The sequence below is a fragment of the Streptomyces collinus Tu 365 genome, assembly GCF_000444875.1.
GTDB classification, from domain to species: domain Bacteria; phylum Actinomycetota; class Actinomycetes; order Streptomycetales; family Streptomycetaceae; genus Streptomyces; species Streptomyces collinus_A.
In genome coordinates this window covers 1,885,026-1,901,094 of sequence record NC_021985.1, presented here as the reverse complement: position 1 = coordinate 1,901,094, position 16,069 = coordinate 1,885,026, and the positions used below count along the sequence as shown (strand labels likewise).

The 16,069-nt window shown below is 75.3% G+C and carries 13 protein-coding genes and 5 tRNA genes; 11 read left to right on the top strand and 7 right to left on the bottom strand.

The window, feature by feature from the left end; genetic code table 11:
• Positions 1 to 50 precede the first annotated feature (50 nt).
• The 3 genes from cobT (at position 51) to B446_RS07940 (ending at position 6,565) form a co-directional block, all read left to right on the top strand.
• The gene (gene cobT, locus B446_RS07950; RefSeq protein ID WP_020938903.1) at positions 51 to 4,304 is read left to right on the top strand and encodes a nicotinate-nucleotide--dimethylbenzimidazole phosphoribosyltransferase; all 4,254 of its coding nucleotides are present in this window, start codon (positions 51 to 53) and stop codon (positions 4,302 to 4,304) included.
• A 139-nt stretch (positions 4,305 to 4,443) separates the two neighbouring features.
• Positions 4,444 to 5,673, top strand: coding sequence for a uroporphyrinogen-III C-methyltransferase (gene cobA / locus B446_RS07945; protein ID WP_020938902.1), 1,230 nt, complete (start codon positions 4,444 to 4,446; stop codon positions 5,671 to 5,673).
• Positions 5,674 to 5,746: 73 nt separating this feature from the next.
• On the top strand, positions 5,747 to 6,565 hold the full coding sequence (locus B446_RS07940) for a TrmH family RNA methyltransferase (protein WP_020938901.1): 819 nt from the start codon (positions 5,747 to 5,749) through the stop codon (positions 6,563 to 6,565).
• Positions 6,566 to 7,152: 587 nt separating this feature from the next.
• Here B446_RS07940 and B446_RS07935 read toward each other — a convergent pair.
• Complete coding sequence (locus B446_RS07935; protein WP_043475015.1) at positions 7,153 to 8,541, bottom strand: serine/threonine-protein kinase; 1,389 nt, start codon at positions 8,539 to 8,541, stop codon at positions 7,153 to 7,155.
• Between the two features lie 604 nt (positions 8,542 to 9,145).
• On the opposite strand from B446_RS07935, the gene B446_RS39595 reads away from it, so the two are divergent.
• The 3 genes from B446_RS39595 to B446_RS07920 all read left to right on the top strand — a co-directional run bounded on the left by B446_RS39595 (position 9,146) and on the right by B446_RS07920 (position 11,013).
• Positions 9,146 to 9,322, top strand: coding sequence for a hypothetical protein (locus tag B446_RS39595; protein WP_020938899.1), 177 nt, complete (start codon positions 9,146 to 9,148; stop codon positions 9,320 to 9,322).
• 294 nt (positions 9,323 to 9,616) lie between these two features.
• Entirely contained in the window at positions 9,617 to 10,636 is a 1,020-nt protein-coding gene (locus B446_RS07925; protein ID WP_020938898.1) for a phosphotransferase family protein, read from the top strand.
• An 80-nt stretch (positions 10,637 to 10,716) separates the two neighbouring features.
• The gene (locus tag B446_RS07920) at positions 10,717 to 11,013 is read left to right on the top strand and encodes a zf-TFIIB domain-containing protein (RefSeq protein WP_020938897.1); all 297 of its coding nucleotides are present in this window, start codon (positions 10,717 to 10,719) and stop codon (positions 11,011 to 11,013) included.
• A gap of 53 nt (positions 11,014 to 11,066) precedes the next feature.
• Here the strand turns inward: B446_RS07920 and B446_RS07915 are convergent.
• The 5 genes from B446_RS07915 to B446_RS07895 form a co-directional block, all read right to left on the bottom strand.
• Positions 11,067 to 11,138 (bottom strand) — tRNA-Val (locus B446_RS07915).
• 29 nt (positions 11,139 to 11,167) lie between these two features.
• A tRNA-Val gene (locus B446_RS07910) sits at positions 11,168 to 11,239 on the bottom strand.
• A gap of 47 nt (positions 11,240 to 11,286) precedes the next feature.
• Positions 11,287 to 11,358, bottom strand: a tRNA-Val gene (locus B446_RS07905).
• 1 nt (position 11,359) lies between these two features.
• Positions 11,360 to 11,433, bottom strand: a tRNA-Cys gene (locus B446_RS07900).
• A gap of 38 nt (positions 11,434 to 11,471) precedes the next feature.
• Positions 11,472 to 11,544: transfer RNA gene (locus B446_RS07895), tRNA-Gly, on the bottom strand.
• 178 nt (positions 11,545 to 11,722) lie between these two features.
• On the opposite strand from B446_RS07895, the gene B446_RS07890 reads away from it, so the two are divergent.
• From B446_RS07890 to B446_RS07880, 3 genes are all read left to right on the top strand, one after another.
• Complete coding sequence (locus B446_RS07890) at positions 11,723 to 12,820, top strand: chorismate-binding protein (protein ID WP_020938896.1); 1,098 nt, start codon at positions 11,723 to 11,725, stop codon at positions 12,818 to 12,820.
• Positions 12,817 to 13,638: an aminotransferase class IV gene (locus B446_RS07885; RefSeq protein ID WP_020938895.1), complete on the top strand. Its 822-nt coding sequence runs from the start codon at positions 12,817 to 12,819 to the stop codon at positions 13,636 to 13,638. Before B446_RS07890 ends, B446_RS07885 begins: the two co-directional genes overlap by 4 nt.
• An 81-nt stretch (positions 13,639 to 13,719) precedes the next feature.
• Positions 13,720 to 14,544, top strand: coding sequence for a GNAT family N-acetyltransferase (locus tag B446_RS07880; RefSeq protein WP_020938894.1), 825 nt, complete (start codon positions 13,720 to 13,722; stop codon positions 14,542 to 14,544).
• 82 nt (positions 14,545 to 14,626) lie between these two features.
• On the opposite strand, the gene B446_RS07875 is transcribed toward B446_RS07880, so the two are convergent.
• Positions 14,627 to 15,148, bottom strand: a complete 522-nt coding sequence (locus B446_RS07875) for a DsbA family protein (RefSeq protein ID WP_020938893.1) — start codon at positions 15,146 to 15,148, stop codon at positions 14,627 to 14,629.
• Positions 15,149 to 15,342: 194 nt separating this feature from the next.
• Between B446_RS07875 and B446_RS07870 the strand changes: the two genes are divergently transcribed.
• Complete coding sequence (locus B446_RS07870) at positions 15,343 to 15,786, top strand: hypothetical protein (protein WP_020938892.1); 444 nt, start codon at positions 15,343 to 15,345, stop codon at positions 15,784 to 15,786.
• A 121-nt stretch (positions 15,787 to 15,907) separates the two neighbouring features.
• Positions 15,908 to 16,060, top strand: a complete 153-nt coding sequence (locus B446_RS39590) for a hypothetical protein (protein ID WP_020938891.1) — start codon at positions 15,908 to 15,910, stop codon at positions 16,058 to 16,060.
• The last annotated feature ends 9 nt before the right edge of the window (positions 16,061 to 16,069 follow it).

Sequence of the window (16,069 nt, the reverse complement as noted above, 5' to 3'; positions counted from 1 at the left end):
TTCCGGGTGAGCTGGTCGTAGGAGCACTAACCGATGGGCGAGGGGTACGCATGACGGACACCGGCCAGGTCCCGGGCGAGGGACAGCCGGAGAGCGCAGGCATGGTGGAACAGCCGGGCGCCTCCGCGCACGGCGGCGCGTACACCTACCTCTCCGAGGCACCCGCCGAGGACGAAGACCTGCTGCTGCCGGGTGCCCAGGGCGCGTGGGGCAACGAGGTACCGCCACCGGCGCCGGAACCGGTCGTCGAGGCCGTGCACGAGCCGGGCCCGCACGAGACCGCGGGCCGGGACAGCGGTTCGGTCGACCTCAACGGCGTCCGGCTGCCCAGCGCTCCGCCGTCCGTGCCGCCGTCCCCCATCCTGTCGGCCCCGCACGACCCGGCCGCGGCTCCCCAGCCGCCGCGCCGGCCGCTGCACCTCGGCCCGCCGATCCCCGACGCCTCCGCCAGCCCGGTCCGCTCCCTCGCCGACCGCGGCCCCGCGGGAGCTCCGGTGCGGCAGCCGGGTCCGGCTCCGGCCGGGCCCGAGTACCTCGACGCCCAGCCGCTGCGCGAGATGGCCCCGCAGAACGCCGCTCCCTGGGGCGCGGCACCCGCCGTGGCGCCGGTCGGCGCGCAGGCCCCGGCTGCCGAAACGGTTAGTCCGGCGGACGCCCCGCAGCCCGTCGCCGAGACCCCGGACGCCGCCCAGGCCACCATGGCCCGACTCGTCATCCAGGCGGGCGCCCAGGCACCGGCCGAGGAGGCCGCCGCGGACCAGCAGCAGGCCCAGGGCGTGCACGCGCACGACGGCATGCAGCCCGCCCACGGACACGACGGCGTGTACGTCGCCCAGGCCGTCCCGGGCCAGGTGCCCGGCTCCGGCCAGGCGCCGGACGCACCCCGAACCGCCGCCGCGCCCGCCGGCCACGGCCTGCCGGTCGAGCAGCCCGTCGAGGCCCTGACCGGGCACGCGCCCGAGGGCCCGGAAGCCGCCGAGGCCCTGGCCGCCCCTGCCACCGGCGCGGAGGCGCCGGCCGGGGCGGAGGCCGGCCCGCATGTTGACGCGGCCACGCCCGCGCCGGAGGCCGGGACCGCCCCGGACGACGTCGCACCCGTCGAAGTCACCGACGGCACCGGTGAGGTCGCCGCTGCGGCCGGGACCGCGCAGCAGACCGCCGAGGCGCAGCCCGTGGCGCCGGTCGAGGCACCGGTCGAGGCACCGGAAGCGGCTCACGCCGCCGCCCCGGCCGCGCACCCCGGCCCCGACGCGCAGGCCGTCGTCGAGCTGCCCGAGCCCGCGCAGCAGCCCGAGGAAGCCCTCCCGGCCGAGCAGGCACAGGCACCGGAGCCCGTGCAGCAGAGCGAGCCCCTCCAGCAGAGCGAGCCTGTGCAGGAGAGCAATGCCGTTCCCCAGGCCGAGCCCGTGCAGCAGGGCGATGCCGTTCCGCAGGCCGAGCCCGTGCAGGAGAGCGATGCCGTTCCGCAGGCCGAGCCCGTGCGGGCGCCCGAGTTCGCGCCGCCCGCCGAAGGCGCGCTGACCGCCGGCGCCGCGCAGATCGCCCAGGCCCCGCAGCCCGTTGCCCCCGCGCCCGCCGACCAGGCAGTCGCCGAGGCTCCGGCGCGGGCCGAGGGCGTCGTAGCCGCCCAGGACGTCGCCGCCCCCGGGGCCCAGCCCGTCACCGACCCGGCCGCCGCGCAGCTCGCGCCCGATGCCGCCGAGACGGTCCCCGCCGCCCCGGACGCCGTAGCCACTGCCCCGGAACAAGCCCCCGTGGACCAGGTCCGGCCCGCCCCCGCGCAGACGCCCGAGTCCGTCCCGGCCGCCGAGCCGGTGGTGGCCCACGGGCCCGTCGTCGCGCAGCCGGCCCCGGAGGTGGCCGCCGCGGCGCAGGACGCCGTACAGACGCCGCCCGCCGACGGCTTCCCCCCGGCGTCCGGAACCGTGCCGCCGCAGGCCCAGGGCCCCCAGACGCAGAACCCGCAGGCCCAGGACCCGCAGCTCACCGCACCGGCCGGGCACGACGGCGAAGCCGCGCCCACCGGGCCGCAGCAGGCACCGGCCGGCACCGACCAGCCCGCCGACGTCGCCACCGCGCCCGTCGTGCCCACCGGTCCGCAGCTCCGGAACGCCGCCGTGGCCCCCGGAACCGCGGCGGCCCCTGGTGCCGACGAGGCCCCGGCCGAGCCCGGCGCGCCCGCCGGGACGGACCCGGCCGCGCAGATCCCGCAGCCGGCCGCCGCCGACACGGAGCCATTGCCCGCAGGTGTCCCGCTGCAGGCGCACCCCGAGCAGCCGCTCGGGCAGTTCGTGCCCGTCGAGGGCCAGGTGCCGACCACCCCGCACCTGGCGCCGACCCCGCCGCACCCCCTCGTCCTGCCCGTCCAGGAGCAGCAGGAGGCGCAGGCCACGGTGCCCGCGCCGCGCGAGGCGGAGCCCGCCGCCGCGCAGGCCGCGCCGGCCGGTGAGCCGGGACCCGACGTCGTACAGCGGGCGGACGACCTGGAGACCAGGGCCGCCGACCAGGACGACGACACGGCCGCCGCCCCGTCGGACGAGGCCGTGCCGGACGAGGCGGCACCGTCCGCCGGACCGGCCGCGCCCGCCTACGACGACGCCGAGCGCGAGGCCGTCCTGAAGGTGATGCGCGAACGGCGCGACATCCGCAACGGCTTCCGTTCCGACCCGATCCCGCACGAGGTGCTGCTCCGCGTCCTGGAGGCGGCCCACACCGCGCCCTCCGTGGGCCACTCGCAGCCCTGGGACTTCGTGGTCATCCGGTCCGAGGACACCCGTCGCACCATGCACGAACTGGCCACGCGCCAGCGCGAGGCGTACGCGAAGTCGCTGCCCAAGGGCCGGGCCAAGCAGTTCAAGGAACTGAAGATCGAGGCCATCCTCGACACCCCCGTGAACATCGTCGTCACGGCCGACCCCACCCGGGGCGGCCGGCACACCCTCGGCCGGTACACCCAGCCGCAGATGGCCCCGTACTCGGCCGCGCTCGCGGTGGAGAACCTCTGGCTCGCCGCCCGCGCCGAGGGCCTCGGCGTCGGCTGGGTCAGCTTCTTCGACGAACGCGAGATGGTCCGCGCCCTCGGCCTGCCCGAGCACCTGGAGGTCATCGCCTACCTGTGCGTCGGGTACGTCGACGAGTTCCCGGACGAGCCGGAGCTGATGCAGGCCGGCTGGTCCAAGCGGCGCCCGCTGTCCTGGGTGGTGCACGAGGAGACGTACGGCCGCCGCGCCCTGCCCGGAGAGGAACCCCACGACCTGCTTGCCGAGACCGTCGCACAGATCCGCCCGCTCGACGCCAAGGCGCTCGGCGAGGCGTGGGAGCGCCAGAAGCGCATGACCAAGCCGGCCGGCGCGCTCGGCATGCTGGAGATCATCTCCGCGCAGCTGTCCGGGCTGTCCCGGCAGTGCCCGCCGCCGATCCCGGAGCCCGCGGCCGTCGCCATCTTCGCGGGCGACCACGGTGTGCACGCCCAGGGCGTCACCCCGTGGCCGCAGGAGGTCACCGCCCAGATGGTGGCCAACTTCCTCGGCGGAGGCGCGGTCTGCAACGCCTTCGCCACCCAGGTCGGCGCCGAGGTGTGCGTCGTCGACGTCGGTGTCGCCGCCGACCTGCCGGCCACGCCCGGCCTGCTGCCCCGCAAGATCCGCGGCGGCACCTCCGACATGACCGCCGGGCCCGCGATGACCCGCGAGGAGGCCAAGGCGGCCATCGAGGTCGGCATCGAGACCGCCCGCGACCTGGTCGCGGCCGGCAACAAGGCGCTGCTCACCGGCGAGATGGGCATCGCCAACACGACCGCGTCCGCCGCACTCATCTCGGTGTTCACCGGAGCCGACCCCGCCGAGGTCACCGGCCGGGGCACCGGCATCAACGACGAGACACTGGCCCGCAAGACCGAGGTCGTCCGCCGCGCCCTCGACTTCCACCAGCCGGATCCGGCCGACCCGATCGGTGTCCTCGCGGCCATCGGCGGCTTCGAGCACGCGGCCCTGGTCGGCCTGCTCCTCGGCGGCGCCTCGCTGCGCACGCCGGTGATCCTGGACGGCGTCAGCGCCGGTGCGGCGGCGCTCGTCGCCCGGGCGATCGCCCCCGAGGTCCTCGCCGCCTGCATCGCCGGCCACCGCAGCGCCGAGCCCGGCCACGTGGCGGCCCTCAACAAGCTGGGCCTGCGCCCGCTGGTCGACCTCGACCTCCGGCTCGGCGAGGGAACCGGCGCGCTGCTCGCGCTGCCGCTGGTGCAGAGCACCGCCCGCGCGATGCACGAGGTGGCGACGTTCGACTCGGCGGGAGTCACCGAGAAGTAGGGGACGCGCACGGGTGGTCCGGTGTTCAGCCACCGGACCACCCGTGCCGTCTGCCCTGCCCACAGCATAAAATCCGCACGTCAGGGCCGCTCCGGAGCTGCAGCGCGCCCCCACACCGCTGCACGAGGAGCCGAACCTCATGGCCGAACACCCCGCCTATCCCGTAGGCCTCCGCCTCTCCGGCCGCCGTGTGGTCGTCCTCGGCGGCGGTCAGGTGGCCCAGCGGCGGCTGCCGGCGCTCACCGCCGCGGGTGCGGACGTCGTGCTCGTCTCGCCGGAGGCCACACCGTCGGTGGAGGCCATGGCGGACGCGGGGGAGATCCGCTGGGAACGGCGCCCCTACACCGAGGGCGACCTCGCCGACGCCTGGTACGCCCTCATCGCCACCAGCGACCCCGAGGCCAACGAGCGGGCCTCGGCCGAGGCGGAGCGGCACCGCGTCTGGTGCGTCCGCTCCGACGACGCCGACCGGGCGACGGCCTGGACCCCGGCGACCGGTCACAGCGAAGGCGTCACCGTCGCCGTCCTCACCACGGACGCGCGCGGCCGCGACCCGCGCCACACGGCCGCCATCCGCGACGCGGTGGTCGAGGGGCTGCGCGACGGCACCCTGGTCGCCCCGCACCACCGCACCCGCACGGCCGGCGTGGCCCTGGTCGGCGGCGGCCCCGGCGACCCGGACCTCATCACCGTCCGCGGCCGCCGGCTGCTCGCCGAGGCCGACGTCGTCATCGCCGACCGGCTGGGCCCGCGCGACCTGCTCGCCGAACTCCCGCCGCACGTCGAGGTGATCGACGCCGCGAAGATCCCGTACGGGCGGTACATGGCCCAGGAGGCCATCAACAACGCGCTGATCGAGCACGCCAGGCAGGGCAAGTCCGTCGTCCGGCTCAAGGGCGGCGACCCGTTCGTCTTCGGCCGGGGCATGGAGGAGGTCCAGGCGCTCGCCGAGGCCGGCATCCCCTGCACGGTGGTCCCCGGCATCTCCAGCTCCATCTCGGTGCCGGGCGCGGCCGGCATCCCGGTCACCCACCGGGGTGTCGCCCACGAGTTCACCGTGGTCAGCGGCCATGTCGCGCCCGACGACGAGCGGTCCCTGGTCGACTGGCCGGCGCTGGCCAGGCTCACCGGCACGCTCGTGATCCTCATGGGCGTGGACAAGATCGGGAAGATCGCCGAGACCCTCGTCGCGCACGGCAGGCCGCCCGCGACGCCCGTCGCCCTCGTCCAGGAGGGCACGACCGCCGCGCAGCGCCGCGTGGACGCGACCCTCGCCACGGTCGCCGAGACCGTGCGCGCCGAGGACGTGCGGCCGCCGGCCGTCATCGTCGTCGGCCCGGTCGTGAACGCCGGTCCGCCGGTGGCTTGATCACGCGTAACCCGGGGTAACCAGCCCCTCCCCAGCCGTTGGCAGCACACCCAGGACAAGGCAGTATCACCCTGTGGCCGATCTCATCACCGTTGAGGATCCCGACGACCCGCGCCTGCGCGACTACACGGGCCTGACCGACGTCGAACTGCGCCGCAAGCGCGAACCGGCCGAGGGCTTGTTCATCGCGGAGGGCGAGAAGGTCATCAGAAGGGCCAAGGAGGCCGGCTACGAGATGCGCTCCATGCTGCTCTCGGCCAAGTGGATCGACGTCATGCGCGACGTCATCGACGAACTCCCGGCGCCCGTGTACGCCGTCAGCCCCGAACTCGCCGAGCAGGTCACCGGCTACCACGTGCACCGGGGCGCCCTCGCCTCGATGCAGCGCAAGCCGCTGCCGACGGCCGCCGAGCTGCTGCGCACCGCCCGCCGGGTGGTGGTCATGGAGTCGGTCAACGACCACACCAACATCGGTGCGATCTTCCGTTCGGCGGCCGCCCTCGGCATGGACGCGGTGCTGCTGTCACCCGACTGCGCCGATCCGCTGTACCGCCGCAGCGTCAAGGTCTCGATGGGCGCGGTGTTCTCCGTCCCGTACGCCCGGCTCGAGTCCTGGCCGAAGGGGCTGGACTCGGTCCGCGAGGCGGGCTTCACCCTGCTGGCGCTCACCCCGGACGAGAAGGCCAGGAGCCTGGACGAGGCCGCTCCGCACCGGATGGACCGGGTGGCCCTGATGCTCGGCGCCGAGGGCGACGGCCTGTCCACCCAGGCCCTGGTCGCGGCCGACGAGTGGGTACGCATCCCCATGTCCCACGGCGTCGACTCCCTGAACGTGGGCGCGGCGGCGGCGGTGGCCTTCTACGCGGTGGCGACGGGCCGACCGGGGGCCTGACGGGAGCCTGTCTCCCGGCCCGGGGGGCAGGGGTGCCTGCGACCTCCCGGCCGCGGACTGGGGTGCCTGCGACCTCCCGGCCGGGGACTGGGGTGCCTGCGGCCTCCCGACCGGGGGCTGGGGTGCCTGCGGCCTCCCGACCGGGGGCCGAGGCGCGTCCCGCCTCGGGGGCGAAGGCGACTCACGTCCCCGGGGTGAGGGTGCCTCGCGTCTGTGGGGTGAGGGTGCTGCGAGTTTCCGGGGTGAGGGTGCCGCGTGTTTCGGGGGTGATGGTGCCTGGCGTCGGCGGGGTGAGGGTGCCGCGTGTCTCCCGGGGTGAGGGTGCCTCGCGGCTGTGGGGCGAAGGCGACTCATCTCTCCCGGGGTGAGTGCCGCGTGTTCCGGGGGTGAGGGTGCCTCGCCTCTGCGGGGCGAGGCGACTTGTGTCTCCCGGGGTGTGGGTCCCTCGCGTCTGTGGGGCCGGAGGCGACGCGCGCCTCCAGGGGGAGGGTGCTTCACGTCCCGGGGGTGAAACCGGCCGCGCTTCCGGGGTGAGCGTGCCCACGTCCGCGGAGCGAGGGTGCCTCACGCTCCCGGGCTGAGGACGCTCACGCCTCCGGGGTGAAGGCGACGGCGGACGTCCGCGGCTGCGGGGACCGGGTGACGTCCGGCGGGGCCGAGGCCGTTCCGGAGCGCGAGCGCCGCGCACCGTCGTCCCCGCCGAGACCGCGTGCCGGGCCCTGACAGCCCTGCGCCACGGCGATGCCCAGAGCGACCAGCAGTGTCACCACCACGAACACGAACAGCCGCTGGCGCAGCAGCCGGGGATTGGCGGGCCGCCGTCCCGTGCCCGTCGGACGCGGCGCCGGGCGTCCCGTACCGCTGCGCGGAGCGGGACGGCTCCCGCTCCCGGAGCGCGGGCCGCCGACCCGCGGCGCCGGGGTGGGGCGGGCCCCGCCCGGCCGGGAGGCGACGCCCCCGCCGCGCCCGGCGTTGCCGCCGCGCCCGGGGGCACCGCCCCGCGCGGGAGCGCCCCCGCGTGGGAGTGGGGTGCCGGGGGAGGTCCGCCGCTGGCCGCGCTGCTGGTCGGGGTAGGTGTCCACGAGTCGCCCGGTGGCCCGGTCCGCCTCGGCGGAGCGCGGCGCGGGCGGCCGTACGTCGGCCAGGCCGTGCGCCTCCCGGGCGGCGATCTCCTTGAGCCGCAGCGACAGTTGGAGCGTGCTGGGCCGGTCCTCGGGGTCCTTGGCCAGACAGGCCCGGACCAGCGGGGCGAGGGCATCGGGCACGCCGTACAGCTGCGGCTCCTCGTGCACCACGCGGTACAGCATCACCTCGGAACTGCCCTGCCCGAAGGGGGAGTCGCCGGTCGAGGCGTAGGCCAGGGTGGCGCCGAGCGAGAAGACGTCCGTCGCCGGGGTGACCGCGGCGCCGCGCACCTGCTCGGGGGCGAGGAAGCCGGGGGAGCCGACCGCGGTGCCGACATGGGTGAGCGTCGAGGCGCCGGTGGCCCAGGCGATGCCGAAGTCGATGATCCGCGGGCCCTTGGGGGACAGCAGGATGTTGGACGGCTTCAGGTCCCGGTGGACCACGCCGGCCTCGTGCACGGCGACGAGCCCCTCGGACAGCGCGGCCCCGACCGCCGCCGCCTCCGCGGCGCCGAGCGGACCCTCGTCGGCCACCTTGTCGTGCAGGGAGGGGCCGGGCACGTACTGCGTCGCGAACCAGGGCCGCTCGGCCTCCAGGTCCGCCGCCACCAGGCGGGCCGTGCACCCGCCCCTGATGCGCCGGGCCGCCGAGACCTCACGCGCGAACCGCGAGCGGAACTCCTGGTCCTCCGCCAGATCGGGCCGGATCACCTTGAGCGCGACCCGCTGCCCCTTCTTGTCGGAGCCGAGGTAGACCACGCCCATCCCGCCCGCGCCGAGCCGTCGGTGAAGCCTGAACGAGCCGACGACGCGCGGGTCCTCGCGCCTCAGGCGCATCATCGCCATGTTCATCCCCGCTGCCCGGTCCCTGTGACGTGGCACAGCTTACGTTTCCACGGCCGCCTGCGCGCAGAGGCCGCGCCCTCCCGTGCGGTCGGATTGTGCACGGCGGGCACCCGGGGTGAGGCGCGGTCAGGAGACCGCCCCCGCCGATGCCGTTGAGGCATCCGCCGCTCCAACGCGGTTCTGCGACACGTGCGTTGATCTCGGAGCCGCCGACCAGGGCGGGTGACCTGTCCGCGCCGCGCCGGACCCGCGGACGGCCGCGCGCCCGGTGCCCGGGAGCGTCCCCGGCGCGGACCCGGCCGCCTTCCCGGACCGGGTCGAAGTGATCGAAGTCACTCGAACCGCCCTTCCGGACGGTCCGGACATGCCGGGGCACAGCGGGCGGCCCCCTCAGGGAAGACCCCGAGACCCGGAACCCCGTCTCCACCCAGGGGAGTAGTCGACCGGCGACGGCTCATCCTCCGGGAGGCCCGTCAATCGGTACGACGGCATGACGCCCGCCGGAGGCCGCGCGCCTAGATTTGAGGTCAAGCGGCGGGTGCAGCACTCGTCCCCCGAGGTCAGGTACTCGCCGCTGTCAACGACAACAGAAACGGTCAGGAGAGGGACCATGGCCCACACGGCACCACGGCGCACCACGTTCGCCCCCCGCCGCACGGGCCGTCGCCACCCGCTGGTGGCGACGCTCATGGCCCTCCCCCTGGCGGCCCTGCTCCTCGTCGTCTTCGACGGCTGGGAGACGGTGGCCACACAGGCGTCGTCCGTGGGTGTGATGCTGGGGCGCTGAGCGGCGTCCCCAGGCCCGGAAGAGCGGTCCGGGCGGGGACATCCATCCATGAAACCCCGTGGGGACGGGGGTGCGGCGGACGGCACGGATGCCGGCGCAGCTGGGGAGCTGCGCCGGCATTGCGCCGTTTCCGGGGCCGGCCGCACGGCCTGGTCCCGTACCCGTACCCGTACCCGTACCCGTACCCGTACCCGTACCCGTACCCGTACCCGTACCCGCACCGCCCCTGCTCCGCCACCGGCCGGGACCCGCGGCAGTACCCTCACCCCCACAGTCCACTCTGCCGAGGCCCCCGTGACCCCAGACCCGCCCGCCCTCCCGGCCCAGGCCGCCCCGCCCGGCCGATCAGGCCGAGCGGACCGGTCCCAGCACCCCGCCCTCCTCCCCGCCCTCACCGCACGGCTCGCGGCCACCGTCCACCCGGACCCCGGCGGCGCCCCCTGCTCCTGCGCCACGTCCCCCCTCGCCGACCGCCCCGACGCCACCGTCGTCCGGCACGCCGGCACCGTGGCGAAGGCCCACGCCCCCGGCACCGACGCCACCGGGCTGGCCCGCCGCCTCGCCGCGGCCGCCCGGCTCCCTGACGTCCTCCTCGCCCCGCTCGCCCCCGAGCCCGCCACCGTGCACGACCGCCTGGTGACTCTCTGGCCGTACGGCGCGCCCGTGGACCCGGACGACCCGGACGCCGCCCCCTGGGAGGCGGCCGCCGCACTCCTCGCCCGGCTGCACCGGGCGGCACCGCCCGACGGCCTGCCGCCCATGCGGGGCCCCGAGAAGGCCGCCCTGGCCGTCGGCCGGCTGTGCGCGGCCCCGGACACCTCGCCCCACCCCGCGGCGTCCGCCGTCCTGCGGGCCTGGCGCGCCCTCCCCGCCTGGGCCCGCGGCGAGGCCCCCGTGTCCGGCACCCCCGCGCTCTGCCACGGCGACCTGCACCTCGGCCAGCTCGTCCGCCACCCGGCACCCGACGGCCCCTGGCGGCTGATCGACGTGGACGACCTCGGCCTCGGCGACCCGGCCTGGGACCTCGCCCGTCCCGCCGCCTGGTACGCCTGCGGTCTGCTGCCGCCCGACGAGTGGACCCGCTTCCTCACCGCCTACCGCGAGGCCGGCGGTCCAGCCGTACCCGCGGACGGCGACCCCTGGGCCGCCCTGGACGTCCCGGCCCGCGCCCTGACCGTGCAGACGGCGGCCCGCGCCCTCGCCAAGGCGGCCGCGGCCCGGCGCCCGCCGGACGAGGTGGAGCTGGCCCTGGTGGACGCCTGTGCCCGAATGGCGTCGGTACCTCACCAGTTGACGCGCCGATTCCCCGCATAGGGTGCAACCGACCGGGGCCGGACGGAGTCTGTCCTGGGGAAACACGAAGCAGGACCCGACGGCGAGGAGTTGAGCCGACCATGCAGTGTCCGAAGTGCCACGCGCCCATGCAGACCTACAACCGCAACGGCGTCCAGATCGAGCAGTGCAGCGGCTGCCGGGGGATCTTCCTCGACTACGGCGAGCTGGAGGCCCTGACCCGCCTGGAGTCCCAGTGGGTGCAGCCGGCGCCCCCGCCGGCCCCGCAGGCGTACCCCGCGCCGTCCGCACCCGCCTGGGGCGCCCCCCACGGCGGCGGTCACGGCGGTCACTACGGGGGCCACCACGGCGGACACCACCGTCACAAGAGCTTCGGCCACATGCTGTTCTCCAGCTGAGCGCACGAAGAAGCCCCCGGCCGTGCGGGACGGCCGGGGGCTTCTTCGGTGTGTGGACGATACTGGGATTGAACCAGTGACCTCTTCCGTGTCAGGGAAGCGCTCTCCCGCTGAGCTAATCGTCCGCGGGCTGTGATCCGTGGACCACAGACAGTGCGCGATACTGGGATTGAACCAGTGACCTCTTCCGTGTCAGGGAAGCGCTCTCCCGCTGAGCTAATCGCGCGGGTTCGGATCTTCGTGAAGACCCTCGGATCCTCGGAGAGGATCCAGTGGACGATACTGGGATTGAACCAGTGACCTCTTCCGTGTCAGGGAAGCGCTCTCCCGCTGAGCTAATCGTCCTTGGAGGTGGAGACGGGATTTGAACCCGTGTAGACGGCTTTGCAGGCCGTTGCCTCGCCTCTCGGCCACTCCACCAGGAGTGTAGGGGATCGGGAAGACCCCTTCTTCCTTCGAGCGGACGACGAGGCTCGAACTCGCGACCTCAACCTTGGCAAGGTTGCGCTCTACCAACTGAGCTACGTCCGCCTGTCGTTTCGGTGCGCTTGCGCGTCCCGGCGACGTGTTGAACTCTAGCGGATTCCTGGGCCAGTACAAAAACGCGTTTGCGCAGCGTGCTGCGGTGCGCCCGCGCGAGGACGCCCCCGGTGCCGCCGGCGGCTCGTAGCCGGGCCGCCTTTCGGACACCCGTCCTAGACTCGACCCCGTGCTCCACCACCCTCCACGGCGCCCGTCCGCGCTCCCCCCGCTCGCCCGCTTCGGCGACCGGCTGGCCACCGGCCTGCTCGACGTCACCGGCGATCCCGCCGCCCTGGACTCCACCGGCTTCTGGGCCGTCTGCGCGGACTTCGAGGGCCGGCTGACCTGCGCCCGCTTCGCCGAGGTGCGCCACGAGCCGGTGCCCGCCCCGGTGCCCGGCGGCTGGCGCGGCCCCGCCGCGGGGGACTGGACGTCCTCCCTGGACCGCGCCGCCTACACCGCCGCCGTCGGCCGGATCCGCGAGCACATCGCGGCCGGCGAGGTCTACCAGGCCAACCTCTGCCGCGTGCTCAGCGCGCCGGTCGCCGCCGACGCCGACGTGGACGCCCTGACCGCCGTGCTGGCCCGGGGCAACCCGGCGCCGTACGCGGGCACGATCCGGCTGCCCGGGCACGGCGTGGAGATCGCGACCGCCTCGCCCGAGCTGTTCCTGCGCCGGCAGGGCCGCACCGTCGAGTCCGGCCCCATCAAGGGCACCGGCCGCACCGAGGCGGACCTCCTGGAGAAGGACTACGCCGAGAACGTGATGATCGTGGACCTGGTCCGCAACGACATCGGGCGCGTCTGCGCCACCGGCAGCGTGACCGTGCCGGACCTGTGCGCCGTCGAGAAGCACCCCGGCCTGGTCCACCTGGTCTCCGCCGTGCGCGGCGAGCTGCGGGACGGCGCCGGCTGGCCCGACCTGCTCGGCGCGGCCTTCCCGCCCGGCTCGGTCACCGGCGCGCCCAAGCCGAGCGCCCTCGGGATCATCGAGGCCCTGGAGACCGCCCCGCGCGGTCCCTACTGCGGCGGCATCGGCTGGATCGACGCCGACCGCGGCACCGGCGAGCTGGCCGTGGGCATCCGCACCTTCTGGATCGACCGCGAGGCGGGCGCGGCGACCCTGCGCTTCGGCACCGGCGCCGGCATCACCTGGGGCTCGGACCCCGAGGGGGAGTGGCGGGAGACCGAGCTGAAGGCGTCCCGGCTGCTCGCGGTAGCGTCGGGGGCGTACGAGGAAGACGCGGCGGGCGGCGCCGGCACGGACGAAGGGGCGCTCTCATGATGATCTGGCTGGACGGCGGGCTGCAGGACGTCGAGTCCGCCCGCGTCTCCGTGTTCGACCACGGCCTGACGGTCGGCGACGGCATCTTCGAAACCGTGAAGGCCACCCACGGGCAGCCCTTCGCGCTCACCCGGCACCTGGAGCGGCTGACCCGCTCGGCCCACGGCCTGGGGCTGCCCGACCCCGACCACGACGAGATCCGCCGGGCCTGCGCGGCCGTCCTGGACGCCAACCCGATGCCCCTGGGCCGGCTGCGCATCACCTACACCGGCGGTCACGGCCCGCTGGGCTCCGACCGCGGCGAGCACGGGCCGACCCTGGTGGTCGCCCTCGGCGAGACCGCGCGCCGGCCCGACACCACCGCCGTGATCACCGTCCCCTGGACCCGCAACGAACGCGGCGCCCTCACCGGCCTGAAGACCACCTCGTACGCCGAGAACGTCGTCGCCCTCGCCCGCGCCCACCAACACGGCGCCTCCGAGGCGCTGTTCGGCAACACGGTCGGGCAGCTCTGCGAGGGCACCGGGTCCAACGTCTTCGTCGTCCTCGACGGCGAGATCCACACCCCGCCCGTCTCCTCCGGCTGCCTCCCGGGCATCACCCGCGCGCTGACCGTCGAGTGGACCGGCGCCAGGGAGACCGACCTGCCGCTCGACGTCCTGGAGCGGGCCGAGGAGGTCTTCCTCACCTCCACCCTGCGGGACGTCCAGGCCGTGCACCGGATCGACAGCGCGGAACTGCCCGCGGTGCCCGGTCCGGTGACCGCCAAGGTCATGCGGATCTTCGCCGAGCGGGCCGGGCACGACCTGGACCCGTGATCCGGACCTGCGGCCCGGACCCCCGGACGGCCGCGGGAAATCCGGCTGACCGGAGGCCCGCGAGCGGGTAGAACTCCCGTGATGACGACGACCCTGCGGCCGACCGAGCCGCTCCAGCAGCAGACGGACGGCGGCCGTTCGCGCCACTACCACGTGTGCGTGAACAGCCGCCCCGTCGGCGAGATCCACCTGTGCACCTCGCCCTCCCTCGGCCCCTCCGTGGCCCGTGTCGAGCATCTGCGGATAGCGGAGCCCGACCAGCGGCGCGGCCGGGGCACGGTGGCCGCGCTCGCGGCCGAGGAGGTGGCCCGGGGCTGGGGCTGCACCTCCGTCGAGGCGGTGGTGCCCGCCGGGGCCGAGGGCGCGCTGCGGCTCGTCACCGCCCTCGGCTACCGGCCGCGCAACCGCGGCATGGAGAAGCGCCTCGGCACCACCCCGCCCGCGCTGCCCCCGGGCAGCCGCGCCCGGCCGATGGACCCGGCCGAGTACGACGCCTGGCAGGAGTACGGGTTCGAGGAGTACGCGCAGCAGTGGATCGCCCTCGGCGTGCCCGAGGCCGCGGCCCGGTCCAAGGCCCGGAGGGACCAGGAGACACTGCTGCCGGACGGAGCCGGCACCGCGAACACGCTGATCAGCGTCCTGGAGCACGAAGGGACGCGGGTGGGCACCCTGTGGCTGGCCCTGAAGGAGGACAAGGCGTTCGTCTTCGACGTCGAGGCCGACCGGGCCCACCGCGGCCGGGGCCACGGCCGGACGCTCATGCTGCTGGCGGAGCGCCAGGCGATCGAGGCCGGCCGGCCCGTGCTCGGGCTGAACGTGTTCGCGGGCAACACCCCGGCGGAGCGGCTGTACGAGTCGCTCGGCTACGACACGACGGACCGCACCTTCACCAAGCCGCTGCTCTAGGCCGCGTCCGCGACGTCCCGTGTGCCCCACGCCCTGCGGGCGGACGACGCGACGCCCGGGCGCGCTGCCGCGGGCGTCCGGGTCAGGAGCCCGCGGCCAGCAGGCGGTCGGCGATCTCCTCGATGCGCTCGCGCAGTCCCTCCTGGCTCTTGCCGCCGTCCAGGCGCTCGCCGCCGATGACGTAGGTCGGCGTGCCGGTCACGCCGAGCGCCTTGCCCTCGGCCTGGTCCGCGTCGACGATCAGGATGTGCCGGCCGTCGATCAGCGCGGTGTCGAACTCCTCGGCGTCCAGGCCCAGTTCACGGGCGACCTCGACCAGCAGGGCCTCGCCGCCGCGGTCCAGCTCGGCGACCCGCTCCAGCACCGCCTCCACGTACTCCCAGCCCCTGCCCTGCTCCAGGGCCTCCTCGGCGGCCTGGGCGGCGGCGAAGGCGTGCTTGTGCTTCTCCAGCGGGAAGTGGCGCAGCCGCAGCTCCAGCCGGTCGCCGTAACGGGCGCGCAGGGCGCGGACGTCGTCCAGGGCGCTGCGGCAGTCGGGGCACTGGAGTTCGCACCAGACGTCGAGGACGGGGGCCTCGGCGCCGGCGGGGGAGGAGTCGCTCATGCGGCCCAGTCTCCCAGGCCGGAGGCGGCCGACCCAATCGGGACCGGCACCCCGGGAGGAGGCGACCCGGAGATCTCCCTGATCTCGGTCCCGGGCATGGCACCGGGCGGACCGGGCGGTGCAGGATGGAAGGGACGAAGCGCACCCTGACGTGCGCTCGCGTCCCCGCCGACCGAGCCCGCCTGGAGGACCGGATGATTGCCGAGACCGTCTGCTCCGCCGCCTCCGCGGCGGGCCTGGGCATCGCGGTGGTCGCGGCCTACCGCAAGCGTTTCCTGTCGGCCGCGCGGATCGCCGCGTACGCGCTCGTGCCGATCGGCCTGGTCATGACCGGAGTGGTCGGCTGGCTCTCGGACACCGCCTTCAGTCCCACCGCCTGGGCCGGCTTCGGCCTGCTGGGTGTGGCCTGGCTGCTGTTCGCGGGCACCCGCGCCGTGGAGCGCCGCCGCGGCGGCACCCGGGCCGAGCGCAGGGCGGCCCGCGGCGGCCGCACCGAAGCGGTGGCCCCGACCGCCTCGGCGCCCTCGCTCGGCGCGGGGGCGGGCCCGGCGGCCCGGCCGGCAGGCCCGCCGCGCTCCAGCGGCTCGGCCGACGACTTCAGCGACATCGAGGCCATCCTCAAGAAGCACGGCATATGACCTGGAACCGGTCACAACCGGAAGCAAGGTGACCCGGCGGGCGCGGAATCGGTGAAGACCGGCACTCAGTGAGCGTGGTGATCGCCAACGGGGTGCCGCCTGGTCCATCATCGGCCGCGAGATGCTGGACACGTCACAGAGCGAGGCCGCGCCGCCCAAGGACGAGCCGCGCGGGTGCCTCTTCGCCCTTTCCCAGCCACCGCTGATGATCTTCCTGGCGGTGATCGGGTGTCTGATCCTCATGGCTGCGCTGCACGATCTGCTGTTGCTGTGAGACGTACAC

What these genes read in the sequence shown, in the direction of transcription:
- cobT (WP_020938903.1), top strand. Translation starts at nt 51, where the DNA reads ATGACGGACACCGGCCAGGTCCCGGGCGAGGGACAGCCGGAGAGCGCA.
- cobA (WP_020938902.1), top strand. Translation starts at nt 4,444, where the DNA reads ATGGCCGAACACCCCGCCTATCCCGTAGGCCTCCGCCTCTCCGGCCGC.
- B446_RS07935 (WP_043475015.1), bottom strand. Translation starts at nt 8,541, where the DNA reads ATGAACATGGCGATGATGCGCCTGAGGCGCGAGGACCCGCGCGTCGTC.
- B446_RS39595 (WP_020938899.1), top strand. Translation starts at nt 9,146, where the DNA reads ATGGCCCACACGGCACCACGGCGCACCACGTTCGCCCCCCGCCGCACG.
- B446_RS07920 (WP_020938897.1), top strand. Translation starts at nt 10,717, where the DNA reads ATGCAGTGTCCGAAGTGCCACGCGCCCATGCAGACCTACAACCGCAAC.
- B446_RS07885 (WP_020938895.1), top strand. Translation starts at nt 12,817, where the DNA reads ATGATGATCTGGCTGGACGGCGGGCTGCAGGACGTCGAGTCCGCCCGC.
- B446_RS07880 (WP_020938894.1), top strand. Translation starts at nt 13,720, where the DNA reads ATGACGACGACCCTGCGGCCGACCGAGCCGCTCCAGCAGCAGACGGAC.
- B446_RS07875 (WP_020938893.1), bottom strand. Translation starts at nt 15,148, where the DNA reads ATGAGCGACTCCTCCCCCGCCGGCGCCGAGGCCCCCGTCCTCGACGTC.
- B446_RS07870 (WP_020938892.1), top strand. Translation starts at nt 15,343, where the DNA reads ATGATTGCCGAGACCGTCTGCTCCGCCGCCTCCGCGGCGGGCCTGGGC.
- B446_RS39590 (WP_020938891.1), top strand. Translation starts at nt 15,908, where the DNA reads ATGCTGGACACGTCACAGAGCGAGGCCGCGCCGCCCAAGGACGAGCCG.